This is a genomic window from Streptosporangium sp. NPDC020145 (assembly GCF_040631275.1).
Classification (GTDB): domain Bacteria; phylum Actinomycetota; class Actinomycetes; order Streptosporangiales; family Streptosporangiaceae; genus Streptosporangium.
Genome location: NZ_JBEXZT010000002.1, coordinates 168,716 through 186,656 on the forward strand (window position 1 = coordinate 168,716; position 17,941 = coordinate 186,656).

At 72.4% G+C, this 17,941-nt stretch carries 19 protein-coding genes; all 19 read right to left on the reverse strand.

The window, feature by feature from the left end:
* Positions 1 to 32: 32 nt before the first annotated feature.
* Positions 33 to 1,631: an MFS transporter gene (locus ABZ463_RS03385; protein ID WP_352009886.1), complete on the reverse strand. Its 1,599-nt coding sequence runs from the start codon at positions 1,629 to 1,631 to the stop codon at positions 33 to 35.
* Positions 1,632 to 1,718: 87 nt separating this feature from the next.
* On the reverse strand, positions 1,719 to 2,576 hold the full coding sequence (locus ABZ463_RS03390) for an LLM class flavin-dependent oxidoreductase (RefSeq protein ID WP_352009887.1): 858 nt from the start codon (positions 2,574 to 2,576) through the stop codon (positions 1,719 to 1,721).
* A 49-nt stretch (positions 2,577 to 2,625) separates the two neighbouring features.
* Complete coding sequence (locus ABZ463_RS03395) at positions 2,626 to 3,288, reverse strand: DsbA family oxidoreductase (RefSeq protein WP_362772486.1); 663 nt, start codon at positions 3,286 to 3,288, stop codon at positions 2,626 to 2,628.
* Positions 3,289 to 3,379: 91 nt separating this feature from the next.
* Complete coding sequence (locus ABZ463_RS03400) at positions 3,380 to 4,414, reverse strand: zinc-binding dehydrogenase (protein WP_362772489.1); 1,035 nt, start codon at positions 4,412 to 4,414, stop codon at positions 3,380 to 3,382.
* Positions 4,404 to 4,997 carry an NAD(P)H-dependent oxidoreductase gene (locus ABZ463_RS03405; RefSeq protein WP_362772492.1) on the reverse strand — a complete coding sequence of 198 codons (594 nt, stop codon included), beginning with the start codon at positions 4,995 to 4,997 and terminating at the stop codon, positions 4,404 to 4,406. The genes ABZ463_RS03400 and ABZ463_RS03405 overlap by 11 nt, the downstream gene beginning before the upstream one ends.
* Positions 4,998 to 5,005: 8 nt before the next feature.
* The gene (locus ABZ463_RS03410; RefSeq protein ID WP_352009891.1) at positions 5,006 to 6,142 is read right to left on the reverse strand and encodes a nucleotide disphospho-sugar-binding domain-containing protein; all 1,137 of its coding nucleotides are present in this window, start codon (positions 6,140 to 6,142) and stop codon (positions 5,006 to 5,008) included.
* Complete coding sequence (locus ABZ463_RS03415) at positions 6,139 to 7,245, reverse strand: nucleotide disphospho-sugar-binding domain-containing protein (RefSeq protein ID WP_362772497.1); 1,107 nt, start codon at positions 7,243 to 7,245, stop codon at positions 6,139 to 6,141. The genes ABZ463_RS03410 and ABZ463_RS03415 overlap by 4 nt, the downstream gene beginning before the upstream one ends.
* A gap of 32 nt (positions 7,246 to 7,277) precedes the next feature.
* Entirely contained in the window at positions 7,278 to 8,186 is a 909-nt protein-coding gene (locus ABZ463_RS03420) for an MBL fold metallo-hydrolase (protein WP_352009893.1), read from the reverse strand.
* Between the two features lie 37 nt (positions 8,187 to 8,223).
* The gene (locus ABZ463_RS03425; protein WP_352009894.1) at positions 8,224 to 9,354 is read right to left on the reverse strand and encodes an acyl-CoA dehydrogenase family protein; all 1,131 of its coding nucleotides are present in this window, start codon (positions 9,352 to 9,354) and stop codon (positions 8,224 to 8,226) included.
* A 6-nt stretch (positions 9,355 to 9,360) separates the two neighbouring features.
* The gene (locus ABZ463_RS03430; protein ID WP_352009895.1) at positions 9,361 to 10,038 is read right to left on the reverse strand and encodes a hypothetical protein; all 678 of its coding nucleotides are present in this window, start codon (positions 10,036 to 10,038) and stop codon (positions 9,361 to 9,363) included.
* 91 nt (positions 10,039 to 10,129) lie between these two features.
* Complete coding sequence (locus ABZ463_RS03435; protein ID WP_352009896.1) at positions 10,130 to 10,660, reverse strand: hypothetical protein; 531 nt, start codon at positions 10,658 to 10,660, stop codon at positions 10,130 to 10,132.
* The gene (locus ABZ463_RS03440) at positions 10,657 to 11,190 is read right to left on the reverse strand and encodes a nuclear transport factor 2 family protein (RefSeq protein WP_362772503.1); all 534 of its coding nucleotides are present in this window, start codon (positions 11,188 to 11,190) and stop codon (positions 10,657 to 10,659) included. Before ABZ463_RS03440 ends, ABZ463_RS03435 begins: the two co-directional genes overlap by 4 nt.
* A gap of 79 nt (positions 11,191 to 11,269) precedes the next feature.
* Entirely contained in the window at positions 11,270 to 12,256 is a 987-nt protein-coding gene (locus ABZ463_RS03445) for a 3-hydroxyacyl-CoA dehydrogenase NAD-binding domain-containing protein (protein ID WP_352009898.1), read from the reverse strand.
* Positions 12,257 to 12,288: 32 nt separating this feature from the next.
* Complete coding sequence (locus ABZ463_RS03450) at positions 12,289 to 13,686, reverse strand: NDP-hexose 2,3-dehydratase family protein (RefSeq protein WP_362772507.1); 1,398 nt, start codon at positions 13,684 to 13,686, stop codon at positions 12,289 to 12,291.
* The gene (gene rfbB / locus ABZ463_RS03455; protein ID WP_362772510.1) at positions 13,683 to 14,678 is read right to left on the reverse strand and encodes a dTDP-glucose 4,6-dehydratase; all 996 of its coding nucleotides are present in this window, start codon (positions 14,676 to 14,678) and stop codon (positions 13,683 to 13,685) included. The genes ABZ463_RS03450 and rfbB overlap by 4 nt, the downstream gene beginning before the upstream one ends.
* A complete protein-coding gene (locus ABZ463_RS03460; RefSeq protein WP_352009901.1) occupies positions 14,675 to 15,739 on the reverse strand; it encodes a glucose-1-phosphate thymidylyltransferase in 1,065 nt (354 codons plus the stop codon). The genes rfbB and ABZ463_RS03460 overlap by 4 nt, the downstream gene beginning before the upstream one ends.
* A gap of 46 nt (positions 15,740 to 15,785) precedes the next feature.
* Positions 15,786 to 16,541, reverse strand: a complete 756-nt coding sequence (locus tag ABZ463_RS03465) for an SDR family oxidoreductase (RefSeq protein WP_352009902.1) — start codon at positions 16,539 to 16,541, stop codon at positions 15,786 to 15,788.
* Between the two features lie 17 nt (positions 16,542 to 16,558).
* On the reverse strand, positions 16,559 to 17,173 hold the full coding sequence (locus tag ABZ463_RS03470) for a dTDP-4-dehydrorhamnose 3,5-epimerase family protein (protein WP_362772515.1): 615 nt from the start codon (positions 17,171 to 17,173) through the stop codon (positions 16,559 to 16,561).
* Positions 17,174 to 17,178: 5 nt separating this feature from the next.
* Complete coding sequence (locus ABZ463_RS03475) at positions 17,179 to 17,922, reverse strand: class I SAM-dependent methyltransferase (RefSeq protein ID WP_352009904.1); 744 nt, start codon at positions 17,920 to 17,922, stop codon at positions 17,179 to 17,181.
* Between the last annotated feature and the right edge of the window lie 19 nt (positions 17,923 to 17,941).

A 17,941-nucleotide genomic window follows, 5' to 3' on the forward strand; every position in this document is an offset into this window, starting at 1 on the left:
ATATCTTCCTGGTAGGAAATGTAGCCTTCTTTTCATGACATGTCAGGCGCTTCGGCGCGATGTTCTACTAATTCGGGCTTCTCCGATTTATCCGACTGCTCTGACCCATGGGCGTCCGCGGGCCGTACACCGCGCAGCAGCAGGACCACCGCGACCGCGAGCCCGAAGACGGTGACCATGCCGATGCCCGCCGCGAGCCGCAGCCCGTGGGTGAACGCCTGCCCCGCGGCCAGGCGCAGACTCTCGCCCAGCTCACCGGGCAGCCGCGCCGCGGCGGAGAAGGCCGCCCCCACCGTGTCGTGGGCCGCGGCGACGGCCTGCGGGGGCAGGCCCCGGGGCAGGTTCCCGGCCACCTCTCCCCGGTAGACGGCCATCCCGGCGCTGCCGATGGCCGCGATGCCCAGGGCGAGACCCAGGTCGGAGCCGGTCTCCGAGATCGCCGAGGCCGCCCCCGCCTGCCGTACGGGGACCGAGCCGAGCACCAGGTCGCTGCCCAGCGCGAGCGTCGGCCCGAACCCCAGCGAGGTCATCACGGTGGCCGCGACCACGATCCCGACCCCGGCGTCCGCGCTGACCTGTGTCAGCACCCCCATGCCCAGGGCCGAGAGGGCCAGCCCGAACGCCATGAGGTAGGCCCTGGGGATCCGGCGGGCGAGCACCGGGGCGAGCATGGTGCCGGTGATGCTCGCCACCGCGCTGGGCACGACCACCAGGCCCGCCCGCAGCGGCGACAGCCCGAGCACCGTCTGCAGGTACTGGCTGATGAAGAACTGCATGCCGGCGGAGGCCGCGATGGCCAGGGCGGTCGTGCCCAGCGAGGCGGTGAAGGCCCGGTTGGCGAACAGCCTGGTGTCCAGCAGCGGGTCGCGCAGCACCCGCTGCCGCCGGACGAAGACCACGCCGACGGCCACCCCGGCGACCGTGACGGCCACGGCGGGCAGGCTCACCCCGGCCGCGGCGATCCGCTTGAGCCCGTAGACCACGGCCAGCACGGTCGCCAGCAGCAGCCCGGCGCTGAGGAAGTCCAGCGGTCCCGGCTCCGGGTCGCGCTGCTCGGGCAGCAGGATCGGGCCGAGCACGACCAGCAGCACGGCCACCGGTACGGCCAGCAGGAACACCGACCCCCACCAGAACCGTTCCAGCAGCGCCCCGCCGACGACCGGGCCGAGCACGGCGCCCGCGGTGAAGCTGGAGATCCAGACACTGACCGCGACCGCGCGCTGACGCGGGTCCTCGAAGATGGTGCGGATCAGCGACATCGTCGAGGGCATCAGGGTCGCCGCGGTGACGCCCATCAGCGCCCGCGCCAGGATCAGCAGCTCGGCGTTCGGGGCGAGGGCGGCGAACGCGCTGGACAGGCCGAACGCGCCCGCCCCCCAGATGAGCAGCCTGCGGCGGCCGATGCGGTCGCCCACGTTGCCCATCGTGATCAGGAATCCGGAGATCACGAACCCGTAGACGTCGATGATCCACAGCAGCTGCGTGCTGTCGGGCCGCAGGTCGGCGCTCAGTTTGGGCACGGCCAGGTTCAGCACGGTCATGCTGATCGCGATCACGACCGTCGGCAGTGCCAGCACCGCCAGGCCGAGCCAGTCGCGCGTGGTTGCGCGCGCCGGTGCAGCGGCGACCATCGGTTGATCCCTTCGTCGAGTTCGTCCGGAAGGCCGCCGCGCCGCGACGGTCCGCGTGGGATGGGGGCTGTCCTCACGCCCCCGGGTTCACAGCCCGATCGTGTCGGCCAGCAGGTCGACCTGGGCGGGGTCGGGGTCGTTGCCCGCGAAGATCAGCTCGTCGACGCCGATCTCGGCGAACCCGGCGACCGCCGTCGTGATCTGCTCGGGCGTGGTGAGCGCCGCCGAGGCGCCGTAGGAGGCGTACTCCTCGCCGGCGAAGGCGTAGTAGGGCTCGATGGCGGCCGAGACCGCCCGGCGGGCGTCCGGTCCCAGGGCGAACATCACGGTCGCGACCACCCTCGGGGCGCCCGGCCTGCCCGCGTCCGCCCAGGCCTTGGCCAGGCCGGGGGTGAACTCCCGCACCCCCTCGACCGTCGCGTCGCCGGCGATCCACCCGGTGCCCCGGGTGGCGATGCGCCGCAGGGCCGCCTCCGAGTGCCCGCCGAACAGCAGCGGGATCCCGCCGTCCGTCGCGGCGCGGGGGCCGACCGGGTCCTCTCCCCGGGAGACCCCGGCCAGCCGGTCGAGCAGCCGGTCGAACTGCCGTCCCCGGGTGGCGTAGTCGACGCCGCCCTCGGTGAAGTCGTCGTCCCGCAGCCCGGGGGCGAGGCCGAGCTGGAGCCTGCCGGGACCGGCGAGCTGGTCGAGGGTGGTCACGGCCTTGGCGAACAGCGCGTGGTTGGCCCGCAGCGGCGCCAGCAGCACGCTGGTGAGCAGCCGGATGCGGGAGGTGGCCCCGGCCGCGGCGGCCAGCGTGATCAGGGGTTCGGGCGTCGTCCAGACCAGGCGGTCGCTGACGGAGAGCGTGGAGAAGCCGCGTTCCTCCGCCCGGCGCGCCCAGTCGACCAGGGCCCGGCCCTGTGTCCAGGGGGCGTGCCCGGGAAGCCCGATACCGATGTCCATGCGGGTGTGATTCCTCTCGTGCTGTCGTGTCGGTGAGGTGTCGAACCCGTCAGTCGCCCGCGACGGACGCCGGGCGCAGCGCGTCCTGGAGCAGGCGGGTCAGGTCGGCGGGAGGCTGGATGCCGCTGACGGGCGGCCTGCCGTCGATGATGAGCATCGGCACGCCGTTGACGCCCCGCTCCTTCGCCCTGCGCTCGTCGGCGCGGACGTCCTTGGCGTAGGCGTCGCCGTCGAGCAGCGCGCGGACCTGCCCGGCGTCGAGACCGGCCTCGACACCGACGCGCTCCAGGACCTCGGGGTCGCTGACGTTGCCGCCCTCGCAGAGGTAGGCGCGCAGCAACCGCTCCATCACCTGGTCGGCCAGGCCGTGGTCGGCGGCCAGGTGACGCAGCCGGTGGGCGTCGAAGGTGTTGACGGGCCTGGCGAGGGTGAGGTCGATGTCCACGCCCTCCGCCCGGCCGAGGGTGTGGATCAGCTCGACCCTGGCGCTGCCCTGCTCGCCCCACCAGTCGCCCATCGCCTCGGCCGCCGTCCTGCCGGGAGTACGGCCCTCCTCCGGCGACAGCTCGTAGCTGCGCCAGACGATCTCAAGCCGCTCCCTGCCCTCCGTCCCGGCCAGGGCCGTCTCAAGACGCCTTTTGCCGATGTAGCTCCACGGGCACAACACGTCGGCGTAGACCTCGACGGTCCTGGTCTGGTTATCGGTAGACATGGGGAATCCTCCCGTCCCGCGGCCAGTGCGCGGCGAACTCGGAAAACGGGTTTCGACGCCTTCGATGCTGCAACCTCAAGCACGCTAGAGGTCAAGCCGGGAAGTGATTGTCGGCGTTTCGGCCAACCCTTAGGACGACCCTCCCGATATGGCGACGGCCCTCGATGATCTCGTGTGCCCTGGCCACCTGCCGGAGAGGGAGGACGGCGTGGACGACATCTTTGACGCTGCCGTCCCTGAGATGGTCCACCAGCAATTTGTGGTCCGTCCGATAACGATCGGGACGGGCGGCCCGCCAGGCGGAAAGGGCAAATCCCGTCACATATTTAATCCCTATCAACTCCATGGGCGATATGTGAGGAATATCCAATCCACCGTGCGATGACCCGTAGAACACCAGTCGTCCGAACGGCGCCAGCAGACCGATCCCCTGCCGGAGCACCTGCCCCCCGACGCTGTCGAGGACGACGTCCACCCCGGCGCCGCCCGTCGCCTCCCGCACCCGCTCCGCCCAGTCGTCCTCGCCGTAGTCCACGACCAGGTCGGCGCCCAGATCCCGGACGAAGTCGCGCTTGGCCGCCGAACCCGCCGTCGCGATCACCTGCCCCGCCCCCGCCAGTACGGCCAGCTGCACGGCCAGGTGGCCGATGCCGCCGGAGGCCGCGTGGACCAGCACCCGCTCCCCCGGCCGCAGGTCGGCCACGCCGAGCGTGCCCATCGCGATCGGCCCCGAGCCGGGCAGTACGGTCGCCCGCACGGCGTCCAGGTCCTCCGGCACCGGCACGAGCGAGGCGGCGTCGAGCACCGCGTACTCGGCGTAGGCGCCGTGCAGCGTGTAGGCGCCCACCCGGTCGCCGGGCCGTACGTCCTCGACTCCGGGGCCGGTCTCGACGACCACGCCGACGACGTCGCCGCCGAGCACGATGGGGAACGTCGGCCGCCACATCGGGGCGGGGAAGAGGTCACGCCGCATCTGGGTCTGCGCGAACCCCACGCTGACGGCCTCGACCTCGACCAGCACCTGCCCGGGTCCCGGCCTCGGCACCGGGACCTCCTCGGGGCGCAGCACCTCGGGCGGGCCGTACTCGTGGACGCGGACGGCGAGCATCGTCCCCTCAGCCGGCATGGGGCCGCCGTCCGCGTCCCTCACGCAGGGTGCTCGCCAGCCATTCGAGCTCCCGCAGGATCTCCTTGGCCGTCGAGGCGTAGCCCTCAGGGTCCTTGGGCCTGCCGTCCTCGCCGAAGACCTCCCTGGGGAACTGGAAGGTGAGCACCTCGCGCACCGTGACCGCCTCAAGGGCGGCCAGGATCTGCCGGGTGTGCTCGGCCGCCCGTATGCCCCCCGAACGCCCGCCGTAGGAGACCAGCGCGACCGGCTTGGCCCGCCACTCGGCGTCGCTCCAGTCCAGCGCGTTCTTCAGCGAGGCGGGCAGGCTGTGGTTGTACTCGGGGGTGACCACGACGAAGGCGTCGGCGGCGGCGAGCCGCCCGGAGAGCCGGGCCGCGACGGCCGCGACCTCGGGGGCCGGGTCGCTCCCGAAGGCGGGCAGCACGACCGGCAACGGCAACTCCGCCAGATCGACGACGTCCGTGGTGAACCGCCCGTACTGGGCGACCTGCTCGGCGAACCAGTTCGCCACGGTCGGCCCGAAACGGCCCTCACGCACGCTTCCCACGACCAGGGCCAGGTGCAGGGGTGTCTGTGTCATCGGGACTCCTATCGGGAGGTGTGGACCAGCCGCTCGACGGCGGCCAGCGCCTGGGAGGGGCCGGGAAGCAGGGACATCTCGTGGGCGACGTCGCGGGCGCGCTGCCGGTAGGAGGGGGTGCCCAGCACCTCCCGGCAGGCCTCGGCCACGTTCTCCGGGGAGTCGTCCTCGGGAGGCAGCATCCTGGCGGCGCCGTAGTCGGTGAGCCTTCTGGTGAAGCCGAGCGCGTAGGGCAGGTAGGGGATGAGCAGCTGGGGCACTCCGTAGTGCATGTTCCCCAGGACCGTGGTGCCTCCGGCGTGGCTGACCACCAGGTCGCAGGTCGGGGCCACCACGTCCAGCGGCAGCCAACCGGCCCTGACGTTGTCCGGCAGGGGCCGCAGCGCCTCCGCCACGTCGGCGGGTGCCGCGACCAGCAGCTCCACGTCCAGCGCGCCCACCTTGGCGACCAGGCCGCTGAGGATCTCGAAGTCGCGGTCCGGGGTGACCCGGCTGCCCGCGGAGACCAGCACCCGGGGCCTGTCCCCCTTGGTGTACATCCAGGACTCGACGCGGCCCTTGGTGGAGTAGGGGATGTATCTCATGATCTGGGCGGGCGGCGCGTCCGCCTCCCTGAGGCTGGGCGGGCAGATGTCGACGAACAGGTCGGAACGCGGCATCTCGTGGAAACCGAGCCGCTTCAGCCAGGGCCCCAGCTCCGCGGCGGCGGCCAGGTCGATCGTGCGGGGCTCGCCCATGTCGACCGCCTGCTTGACGTACGGCACGCCCGCGTGGCGGGCGACCAGCGGCGCGGCGAAGACCAGCGTGCCCCCGACCACCACGTCGGGGCGCCAGCGGTCGGCGAAGTCGAGCAGCCCCTCAAGGCACCAGCCGGCGTAGCGCCCGAAGCAACGCCCGTTGAAGATGTAGCGCTCGTGCAGGTCGGTCGGGATCGGACGGCGCTCGCCGTCGTCGTACAGCAGGGTGTCCAGCATTTTGCGCGAGGTGACCGCGACGGCCGTCAGCCCGGCCGAGGTGATGGTCGGCACCACGTTCTCCGGGGCCGCCATCACCACCTCGTGCCCGGCGTTACGCGCCGCCTGGGCCAGCGGGATGATCGAGAAGATCACCCCGGACGTCCCCCCGGCCACGAACAGGACTCTCACGCCACGACCTCCTCGGTCAGCAGGGGAACGAGGTCGGCGGGCAGCGGCATCTCGTGGATCTCGGCGCGCAGCCGGTGCGCCGCCTGCCCGTAGGCGGGATCGGCCAGCACCTCCCGGCAGGCCGCGACGACCTCCTCCGTCTCCACCGGAGCCCCCGGGACCGCCGAGTCCCCGACCTGTCTGGCCGCCCCGAGACGCGCCAGCCTGCCGGCGTGCTCGTCGAGGCCGGGGTCGCCGGGCAGCAGGACCTGCGCCGCCGCCCGCGCCAGGCAGGTCAGGACGACGTCCGGGCGCCCCCGGTGGACCACGACGTCCCCGGGCCGTACGGCGACGCCGAGCGGGACCCGGCCTGCGCGCACGCCGGGCGGCACCGGCCCCTCCTCCTGGCCGGTCACCACGATCTCGGCCTCCAGCTCCCGCAGCCCCTCCAGCAGGTCCGGCCGCGTCTCACCGTGGTCGTGCACCAGGACACGCGGCCTGTCCTGTCCGGGGTGGACCCACGGCGGCAGGGCGCTCTGCGTCTCGTAGGGGATGTGCCGCAGCGGCAGGGCGGGGGCCGCGTCGGGGGCACGCAGGCTGGGCGGCGCCACGCTGACCGAGCGCCACGGCGCGGGAAGCTCGTACAGGCCGAGTTTCTCCAGCTCCGGTCCCAGCTCGGCGACGGCCGCCAGCATGTGGACGACCGGCTCCGCCAGATCGGTCGCGAACCGGACGTACGGCACACCGCCGTCGTGCGCGGCCAGCGGCGCCGCGTAGGCCGTGGCGACCCCGACCACCCGGTCGGGACGCCAGTCCCGCACCAGGGCCAGCAGCCCGTCCAGGCCGTCGGCGGCGAAGCGGCCGAACACCCGGCCCACGGCCAGGTCGTGTTCGTGTCCCGGCTCGGGAAGCTCGACGGTCCGCCCCCCGCGGTCCACGAGGAAGTCGGACAGCGTCCTCGACGAGATCGCGACCCCGGGCAGGCCCGCGGCGGCGACGACGGGAAGGACGTCCTCGTGACCCGCGACGAAGACCTCGTGCCCGCCGAGCCGTACGGCCTGGGCCAGCGGGACGAGTGGATAGCAGGCCCCGGCCGTGTGGCCCGCCACGAAGAGAACTCTCATGCGCACGTCCCCGGTTTCTGTCGAGGGTTTGGTCAGGCGTGACAGGCGGGCAGGCCGCCGTTGAACTCGACGATCTCCCCGAACACGGCGGGCACGTCCAGCGGCAGGCCCGGCTCACCGCCCGGTTCGCCGAGTTCGAGCAGTGCCCGGTGCAGGTTGCCCACGAGCCGCTCGGGGTCGAGCAGCCCGCCGTACTCGCCGAGGGAGCACTCGCGGGCCGTGCCGAGGGCGTCAAGCCCGCGCCGTGCCCCGTCGGCCGCGACCCGCAGCAGCCAGCGCAGGTAGGCCTCGGTCTCGTCGAAGGCGTGCGGCCCGGCGACGGGGCCGTGGCCGCCGACGACGACCTCGGGGCGCAGCTCCCGCAGCAGGTCCAGGGTGGCCAGCGTCCCGCTGACCGTCCCCATCATCACGAACGGCGTACAGCCCGGCATGACGATGTCCCCGGCGAACAGGACGCGTTCCTCCGGCAGCCAGACCACGGTGTCGTGCCGGGTGTGCGCGGGGCCCGCCGAGATGAGTTCGATCCGCCTGCCGCCCGCGTGCACCGTCAGCCGGTCGGTGTAGGTGACGCCGGGCGGCACGACCCCGACGTCCCCCCACTCCACGTCGGGCCACAGCCCGGTCAGCGCGAGCCCGGTCTCGGCGATCTCCTCGCGCGTGCCCGCGTGGCTCACCACGGTCGCCTCGGGGCCGAAGACCGCGTTGCCGAAGACGTGGTCGCCGTGGAAATGGGTGTTGACCACGAGCCTGCGCTCTCCCCCGGCGACCCCGTCGACGGCGTCCCGCAGCGCCAGGGCCCGGCGTTCGGTGGCCGCGGTGTCCACGACCACGGCCCCGTCGGGCGTGGTGATCACTCCGGCGTTGTTGAGGCACCAGCCCCCGTCCGGCTGGAGGTAGGCGTGGACGCCCTCGGCCACCTCGACCAGCTCAGGCGCGACCATGAGACGTTCCCCTTTCTGTGGTCGTTCCTGTGGCCGGTCACCCCGCCGACGGCAGGGCGGACCGGCTCACGAACGCGCCCGCCACGGCGGGCAGCTGCAGCCCGGCGTGACCCGCGCCGGTGGTCACGTCGCGCCAGTGCCGTTGCAGCGGCTCGCTCTCCGACTGGCCCCTGCTCCCCGAACTGCGCAGCAGCCGGTCGGCGGCGGTCGCGAGCAGGTCGGCCGCCAGCGCGCAGTCACGCCCGTTGCGCGCGGTGAGCAGGGCGTCGACGGGCGCCTGGTCGGCGACCTCGGCGACCCGCCGCAGCAGCAGGGCCGCCGCGTCCACCTCGCCGTCCGCGCGGGCCAGGGTCAGCTCGTAGGAGCCCCTGCCGACCCCACCGGAGATCGCCCCGGCGGGCGCGAGCAGCTTGTCGCGCACCAGCTCCGACCAGCGCCGCAGCGCGCCGCGCGCGGCGCCGAGCAGCGGGGCGGTCAGGGTGAGCCCGTTGCCCGCCTTCATCGGCACCCGGTGGCAGACGGCCCGCGCGTCGGGGGCCTCACCGGCGAGCAGGTCGTCGAGCGCGACCGAGCGGGCCTCGGGGACCTCGGTCTCGTCGAGGATCAGGGTGTTGCTCCCGGTCGCCCGCATGCCGCTGTTGAACCAGGTGTCGGCGACGCCGTACGCGGCGCGGGGGACCGCGAAGAACCTGGCCCCCCGCTCCGTTCTCGCGCACAGCAGCGCCCAGTCCGAGTGGGCGATCCCGCTGACGTACGGCCACTGGCCGCGTACCCGCCAGCCGCCGGAGACCCGCTCGGCCGTACCGGCCTGGACGAGGCCCCCCACGATCACGGCGTGGGGGCCCTCGGCCCAGACCTCCCGCCGCCCCTCCTCGGGGAGGTAGGCGGCCAGTCTGCCGGTGCCCGCCGTCAGGGACGCGAACCAGGCGGCGGACGCACAGCCCTCCCCCACCTGTGTCACGGCGGACAGCAACTCGGCGAAGCCTCCCGCCGCGCCGCCGTACCCGGCGGGCACGAAGTGCCTGACGAAGCCCGCGTGGACGATCGCCTCGACCACGTCGGGGGTGAGCTGTCTGTTCGCCTCGGCCTCCGCGGCACGCTTGGCGGCCACGGCGGCGGTCTCCCTGACGGCGTCAGGGGACAGGGAGGCGGGGGTGGCTTCCGGCATGTCGGATCACCCGATGGTGGTCGTGGTGAAGGTCACGGGGCTCGCCGGGTCCACGTAGTTCTCGAACGGGTCCCACTGACCGCTGACGGTCTGCTCGCGGTACCAGTAGAAGGCCGGGTCGGCGAAGCTGGAACCGCCGGGCGAGGTCGTGACCGTGCCCGTGGCACCCGCCCGGACCTTGACCACCAGGTCGGGCACGTCGAACTCGACCCCGCCCTGGAAGGTGCCGTTGCTGCGCAGGACCAGGTCGGAGCCGTTCCGCTCGACCCAGAAGTGGGCGCCGCCGAGGTTGCTGCCCCCTTCGAGGCGGTAGCGCAGGACGGTGGCGTCGCCGGAGACCCGGTAGGCGATCCGCAGGTCGGTCAGCGTCTTGTTGTGCGCGGGCACCGCGAAGATCGGCGCCGAGTCGAACCTGACACGGAAGTCGCCGCCGGGCTCGACCGTCGCGGGGGCGGTCACGGTGTAGTCGCGGGTGTAGCCCTCGATGGGGGTCCACACGCCGTCGATGCGGGTCCGCGAGATGTACGGAACCGTCACCGTCGCGGTGGTCCGCACGGCCCCCGTCGCTGTCCCCGTCGCCCCCGTCGTCGTGGTCTGCCGGGCCTCGGCCGGGGCGGTCAGGCCGGTCAGGGCCACGGCGGCGAGGCAGGCCGCGGCGGCGGTACGGAGGGTCCACTTGTTCATGCGTGTTTCCTTCGTTCGTTACCCATTGTTTTCCAGGAGGTTTTCCGGGTTTTTCGGCGTGAGCCGTCCCCGGCGTAGGAGAGACACGAGGTCAGGAGGAGATCAGGGTGGTGGTGAAGACCACCGGCGCGTCAACGGGGACGTAGCACTGGAAGGGGTCCCACTGGCCGTTGACCGCGTGCTCACGCGTCCACCCGAAGGCGGGCCGGTCGAACCCGGAGCCCCCCGGCGACGTGGTGACCGTGCCCGGCCCCTCCGCGCGCACCGTGACGACCAGGTCGGGCACCGCGACCTCGACCCCGCCCGCGATGGTCCCGCCGAAGCCGACCACCAGGTCGTCGTCCTGCCGCTCGGCGGTGAACTCCAGCCCGCCGGGGGTGTCGCCCCCGCGCAGCTCCCACTCCAGTACGGCCGCCTGGCCGGAGACCCGGTAGGCGATCCGCAGGTCGGTCAGCGTCCGGTTGAACGCGGGCAGGGCCAGGATCGGCGCGCTGGCGAAGACGACCGTGAACTCCTCTCCCGGCGCGACCCGTTCCGGAGCGGTCACCGTGAAGTCCCTGGAGTACTCGATCGGCGTCCACTCGCCGTCGATCCTGGTCCTGGCCAGGTACGGCACGCTCACCGCGACACCTCACCGTTCACTGAGCCGTTCACAGGGCCGTTCACAGGGCCATTCACTGGGCCGCCCGCCGCCGCGCCGACCGTGGTGGCCGGTTCCGGCTGCCAGTCGTGCTCGACCCATCGGGACCTGACCAGCAGGCCGCCGTCGGCGTCCTCGACCAGCACGTCGTGGACCACGCAGCTCGGCGCGATCTCCGGCTGCCTGACCCCGGGGCGGGTCGCGACGACGAGCACGTAGAAGGTGGCGTGGATCTCGCCGCCGGAGCCCGGTTCCACGCGCAGCATGTTGAACCAGTGGCGCCGCTGCACGGGGTCGCCGGCGAAGCGCTCCCGGTGGAAGGCCTTCAGCTCCTCGGCGATGCCCGCGCGGGTCCTGGCCGCGGGCCGTCCCGGCGTGTGCCGGAACTCGCCGTCCTCGGTGAAGGTCTCGGCGTAGGCGTCGAATTCACCACCGTCGAGCGCGTGCATCTGGGTGGCGTGGAACTGCTGTATCCGCGCGTACAAATCCGGTGGGGCCGTAACTTCTCTCATCTGGCGGACTCCTTTCGAGAAGTCCTCATAATGCTAGAAAGAGGCGCTCGAATGACACTTGAGAAACATGGTCGGCCGCTCATCCGGACTCCGCCACGGTGCCGCGAGCCCCGTTCAGTTGCCGGATATTTCCGGATTCAACACGAGCAAGGGCATCAAGGATGGCATTCTGCCTAATGTCCCTTTTTGTGGAGAGTTCCGGGTAATTTCCCACGCCGTAGACCCGTTCCGCCTCCGAGCTCAGCAGCTCGATCGTCTCCTCCGTCAGCTCGGGACTGCCGAGTTCCCGCCAGCTCGCCTCAAGTCCCCGGCCCAGGTGCCCGAGCCAGCGGCGCAGACCTCCCTCGCCGCCCCCCAGGTGGAAGGCCTGGAACGGCCCGACCGTCGCCCACCGCAGGCCGATCGAGTTGACCACGACACTGTCCAGCTCCTCCATCGTGACCACGCCCTCGCGGACCAGGTGGATGCTCTCCCGCAGCAGCGCCGTCTGCAGCCGGTTGGCCACGAACCGGGGCACCGGCCTGCGCAGCGCGATCGGGACCTTGCCGACCGAGCGGTAGAAGGCGATCGTCTCCTCGATCGCCTCCGGGGTGGTGCGCGTGCCGCCGACCACCTCGACCAGCGGCACCACGTGCGGCGGGTTGAAGGGATGACCGACCACCAGCCTGCCCTGGTCCGGGACCCGCTCGCCGAAGTCGTCGGGCACCAGCGTCGAGGTCGAGGACAGCAGCAGCGCCCCGGACGGGGCCGCGCCCGCGATCACCCCGAACAGCTCCCGCTTCAGCGCCGGGTCCTCCGGGGCGTTCTCCTGCACCACGTCGGCGCCGGAGACCGCCCGCGCCACGTCGGGTTCGAAACGCAGCCCGGCCAGCAGCTCCTCCGGGTCACGCCCGCCGCCGGGCAGCGTCGGCGCGAAGGTCCGCAGCCCCTCCTCGACGACCCGCCGGGCGTCGGGGCGCCTGCTGTTGACGGTGACGTCCAGCCCGTGCGCCGCGAACAACGTGATCCAGCCCAGCCCGATCGTGCCCGCGCCGATGACCGTCACGGCGCCTGGTCGCGTTCCCATCCGTTCCGTCCTTCCTGTCGGGCTTGTCGGGCTCACCAGCCGACCGCGCCGGTGTTGAGGCAGGCGAGCAGGGAGCGCGCCTGGACGTTGACGTAGTGCGGGTGCCGCGCCAGGAAGCGCAGCTGCCCCGGGGTGACCCAGCGGAAGCCGGGCGGCGGGTCGAGCGGCGCGTCCGCCTCGTTCACGTCCACCACCAGGTAGCGGCCCTCCGCGTTGAGGAACCTGCCGCCCTCCTCCGAGTGGATCGCCCGGTAGCGGACGCTCTCCGGCCTGGCGGTCAGCACCAGGTCCAGGAAGGGCGGCCGGTCGGCGCCGCTCAGGTGGGCGTAGTTCTCCGGGGTGTACTGGACGGTCGGGGCCAGCTCGATCGTGTCGCGCAGTCCCGCCTCCGCCTTGGCGTGCACCAGGACGTGCGGGACCCCGCCGATGCGCCTGGTCAGGAAGGCCGTGACGGCCAGGCCGTGCGGTTCGAGCAGCGGCTGGGTCCAGCGGGTCACCTCGCGGTTGCCCGCCGCGACGGAGACCGCGACGATGCTGAAGTAACGGCCCGCGTCGTGGTCGATGGACCAGGGGCCGCGCCGCCAGTCGTTCACCTCGGTCAGCGGCATCAGCTCCACCCGCATCTCCCGCCTGGCCCGCTCCGCGGTGAACCAGGACAGCAGCTCGGTGTCGCTGTGCAGCGCGCCCGCCTCGTCGGAGCCGATCGGCGCGCAGGCCAGGACCGTACGGGCGTCCATGTTGACGACGTTGTCCCGGCGCAGCAGCTCCCCGATCTGCCCGAGCGTCAGCCAGCGGAAGTCGTCGCCGATCGGGACGTCCTCGTCCACCTCGACGATCATGTTGCGGTTGATCTTCTGGTGGAACCACGAGCCCTGCTCCGACTGGAGCACGTCGGCCAGGACCCGTCCCCTGGTGGGATCGACGAAGTACTCCAGGTAACGCACCTCGGAGCCCCGGTGCACCTTGGTGTAGTTGCTCCGGGTGGCCTGGACGGTCGGCGACAGTTGCAGCAGGTTGGGGTTGCCCGGCTCCATCTTCGCCTGCATCAGCAGGTGCGGAACCCCGTCGAACTCCTTGAGCAGCAGGCCGAGGATGCCGACCTCGGGCTGTCTGATGATCGGCTGGTCCCAGCTCAGGACGGGCCCCTGGTCGGCCGTGACACGCAGCCCCTCGACGGTGAAGAACTTGCCGCTGTGGTGGGCCAGCCTCGCGCCGTCCTCGACGAAGTCCCACTGGTCGAGTCTGGCGAACGGGATGCGTTCGACGACGAAGCGGTGGGCCAGGGCGCGTTCGGCCAGCCAGTCCGTGACCTGCGCGGTGCTCAGCTGCCAGCCCGCCGTCGTCTCCGCCAGCGAGCGCGCGAGCCGTTCGGCCAGTCCGGCGTCCTCCCTGGCGCGCAGCCTCGGCAGGTCGAACAGCCCGGCCGTCATGCCCCCACCCCCGCCGCCGTCCGCAGGGCGTGTTTGACCGGCCCCCACCAGCCGGGGTTGTCCCGGTACCAGGCGACCGTCTCGGCCAGCCCCCGCTCGAACGGTACGGCGGGCCGGTAGCCGAGTCGTTCACGGATCTTGGTGTCGTCGAGGGAGTAGCGCCGGTCGTGCCCCTTGCGGTCGGCCACGGGACGGATCACCGAGCGGTCGGCGCCGAGCAGCGCGATCAGCCGTTCGGTGACGGCGATGTTGGTCTGCTCGCTGCCGCCGCCGATGTTGTAGACCTCGCCCGCGCCTCCTCCGGTCAGGACGAGCTGGACGCCCCGGCAGTGGTCGTCGACGTGCAGCCAGTCGCGGACGTTGAGGCCGTCGCCGTACAGGGGCAGCGGCTCGCCTTCGAGCAGGTTGGTGACGAACAACGGGATCATCTTCTCGGGGTGCTGGTGGGGGCCGTAGTTGTTGGAGCAGCGGGTGATCGAGACGTCGAGCCCGTAGGTGCGCCAGTAGGAGCGGACGAACAGTTCGGCCGCCGCCTTCGAGGCCGCGTAGGGGGAGTTGGGCAGCGGCGGGCACTCCTCGTGCCAGGAGCCCTCCTCGATGGAGCCGTACACCTCGTCCGTCGAGACGTGCACCACCCGCTCGACCCCGGCCGCGAGGCAGGCCTCCAGCAGCGTCTGGGTGCCGCCCACGTTGACGTGCGCGAACTCGGCGGCGTTCCTGAGGGAGCGGTCGACGTGCGTCTCGGCGGCGAAGTGGACGACCGCGTCGTGCCCGGGCAGCAGGTCGAGCAGCAGCGGCAGGTCGCAGACGTCGCCGTGCACGAATTCGAGGCGGGGGTGCCCGATCGGCAGGTTCGCGATGTTGCCGGCGTAGCTGAGCTTGTCGAGCACGGTGACCCGGACGTCGTGGAAGCCCGGGTAGCCGTCGTCGAGAACGGTGCGCGCGTAGTGTGAGCCGATGAAACCGGCGCCGCCGGTGACCAGCAGTCTCATGCCGCCGTCTCGATTCTGGCCTCGTCGCCGACCACGAGCCGTAACACGCCGTCCGGCGGACGCCCCCCGACGACCGTGCCGCGCCCGATGACGGAGTCACGCAGCCCCGCCACGCCCGTCAGGCGGGCCCCGTCCATCACGACCGAGTCCCGCAGCCGGGTGCCGCTGATCACGCACCCCCTGCCGACGGTCGTGCCGGGGCCGATCTCGCTGTCCTCGACCACGCTGTCGCCGCCGATGAGCGCCGGGCCCTCGATGCGGGACCGTACGACACGGGCGCCCGCCTCGACGACCACCGGGCCGGTGACGCCGCTGGCCGCGTCGATCGAGCCGTCGAGACGCGGGGGCAGGCCGCCGAGCAGCCGCCGGTTGCAGTCGAGGACGTCCTCGACCCGGCCCACGTCCCGCCAGTAACCGGGGTACTCGGCGGCCGTGACCTCGGCCCCGTCGTCGACCAGCCACTGGATCGCGTCGGTGATCTCCAGCTCGCCCCTGGCGCTCGGCCGGATGGCGGCGACGGCCCGGTGGACGGCGGCGGTGAAGAAGTAGACGCCGATCAGGGCGAGGTCGCTGCGGGGCCTTCGCGGTTTCTCGACCACCCGCTCAAGCCTGCCGTCGGGGCCGAACTCGGCCACTCCGAACGACTGCGGATCGGCGACCTTGCGTACCACCACGTGTGCGGCGGGCCGGTTCGCGGTGAAGCGCGCCGCGGGCTCGGCGACCCCCTCGGGCAGCATGTTGTCCCCGAGGTACATCACGAAGTCGTCCTCCCCGAGGAACGGCCTGGCGATCGTGACGCAGTGCGCCAGGCCGAGCGGCTCGTCCTGCGGGATGTAGGTCACGCTCATCCCCAGCCCGCCGCCGTCACCGATCGCCTCGCGGATCTGCCGTTCCCCGGCGCCGACGACGATCCCGGCCTCGGTGACGCCGACGGCCCTGAGGTTGTCCAGGACGTGTTCGAGAACCGGTCTGTTGACGATGGGGATGAGCTGTTTTGGCATGGAGTAGCTGAAAGGGCGCAGGCGGGTTCCCGTCCCGCCTGCCAGCACCAGAGCCTTCACGGCGGAGTCCTCTCTGGACGATCTCGACGATCGCGGCGCCGGGCCGCTATGTGCTCTCCCGTTGCCGCTGGAACCCGTTGACGACCTCAAGCCAGCGCTCGTGGTCGGTGACGCGCTCGGCGGCCTGGTCGGCGACCTCGGGATGCGGAAGGATCAGGAACCGCTCCTCGGCGATCCCCTTGAGCAGCGCGTCGGCGACCTCCTCCGGGCCGATGGCGGTGGAGGTGAGCGTCAACCCGCTCGAACTCGCGGCCCTGCGCGTCTCGGTGCGGACGCCGCGGGGGCAGACGGCGTGCACGCTGACGCCGCGGTGCCGGTAGGTCAGTGACAGCCACTCGGCGAAGGCCAGCGCCGCGTGCTTGGACACCGCGTACGGCGCCGCCCCGACCATGGTGAGCAGTCCCGCCGAGGAGACGACGGAGACGAAACGCCCCTGCCCCCGTTCGAGCCAGCCGGGCAGCAGGTCCCGCGCGGCCCGCACGTGGGCCATCACGTTGACCTGCCAGGCGCTCTCCCAGTCCTCCTCGGGCGCCTCGGGACCACCGGCCCGTACGGCTCCCGCGTTGGCGCAGTAGACGTCGATCCGCCCGCCGAGCAGGCGCAGGGCCTCGGGCACCAGGCCCCGCTCCGCGTCGCCGGGCAGGGCGATCCCGCCGATCTCCCCGGCCACCTCCTCGGCGCGCTCAGGGTGGCGGTCGTTGACGACGACCCGGGCGCCCTCCTCGGCGAACCGCCTGGCCAGCGCGGCCCCGATGCCGCGTCCCGCGCCGGTGACCACGACCGCCGCCTCTCGCAGGCCCATGCCGTACGGCTCCTCTCTCACGCGCCGTGCCCGGCGGCCCGCAGACCGTCCAGGGTCCGGCTCGCGGCGTAGTCCGGCAGGATCCCGGCGCGTTCCGCCTCGGCGAGCGTGGGAGCCCGCCGGTCGCGCTCGGACAGGATCAGGTCCAGGTCGCGCGGCAGCGGCAGCCCCAGGGCCGGGTCGAGCGGCGAGACCGCCAGCTCGTTCTCCGCGACGTATCCCGTGGACAGCAGGTAGGAGACGGCCGTGTCGTCCTCAAGCGCGACGAACAGGTGCCCGACGCCGACCGGGAGGTAGACCGACCTGAAGTCCCGCTGGTCGAGGACCACGCTGTCCCACACGCCGTAGGTCGGCGACCCCACCCGGGTGTCGAGGACCACGTCCAGGGCGACGCCCCCGGCGCAGTAGGCGTACTTCGCCATGCCGGGGGGTGTGGCGGTGAAGTGGACGCCGCGGACCACCCCGCGCCGCGACCGGCTGTGGCTGGCCTGCGCCACCGGGAACAGCGGGCGCCCGACCGCCCTGACGAACGGTTCCTCCTGGTAGGGCGACAGGAAGAAGCCCCGTTCGTCCCCGAACACCTCGGGGGTCAGCTCGTAGGCCCCCTCGACCTTCAGCTCACGGACGCGCATCCCGCTCACCCGGCGCCCAGGACGCCGACGTACAGGCCGGGCCCCGCCCAGTCGTGCTCGACGAACTCCGCGGCGAAGCCCGCGCGGGTGAAGGCGTCGAGATACTCCCGCCGGGAGAACAGCGACATGACGTGGACGTCGGAGTGGTGGCTGATCCCCGTCTCCGGGTGGGCGGCCGTCCAGTGCACCTCCATCCGGCTGGCGGCTCCCTCCCGCTGCCACGTCGAGTGGGAGACCCGGGAGACCGTCAGGCCGCCGACCTTCACCACGTCCCCCTGGACGTGCCCGGGGAGGAAGTTCTCCGGCGCCCACCAGGGTTCGACGACCACGACGCCACCCGGGTTGAGGTGCCTGGCGAAGCTCTCCAGCGTCGCGGTCAGCTCACCGACGTCGGCCAGGTAGCCGACCGAGCTGAACATGCAGGTCACCGCGTCGTAGGTGACTCCGAGGTCGAACTTGCGCATGTCGCCCTGCCACAGGGGCACCCCGGGGACCCGGTCGCGGGCCCTGGCGAGCATCCGCTCGGACAGGTCGACCCCGGCGACCTCGCCGAACGTCCCGGCGAAGTGACGCAGGTGCGAGCCGGTCCCGCAGGCGACGTCGAGCAGGCTCCGCGCGCCGGGGTTGCGCTCGCGGATCAGCGCCGAGGTGACCGCGGCCTCCCGCTCGTAGTCCTTGCCCCTGCCCTCGTAGACCACCTCGTAGAGGTCGGCCCTGTCGTAGGCCCCGAGGACCTCGCTCTCGTTCATCTGACGCCCTCCAACGGGT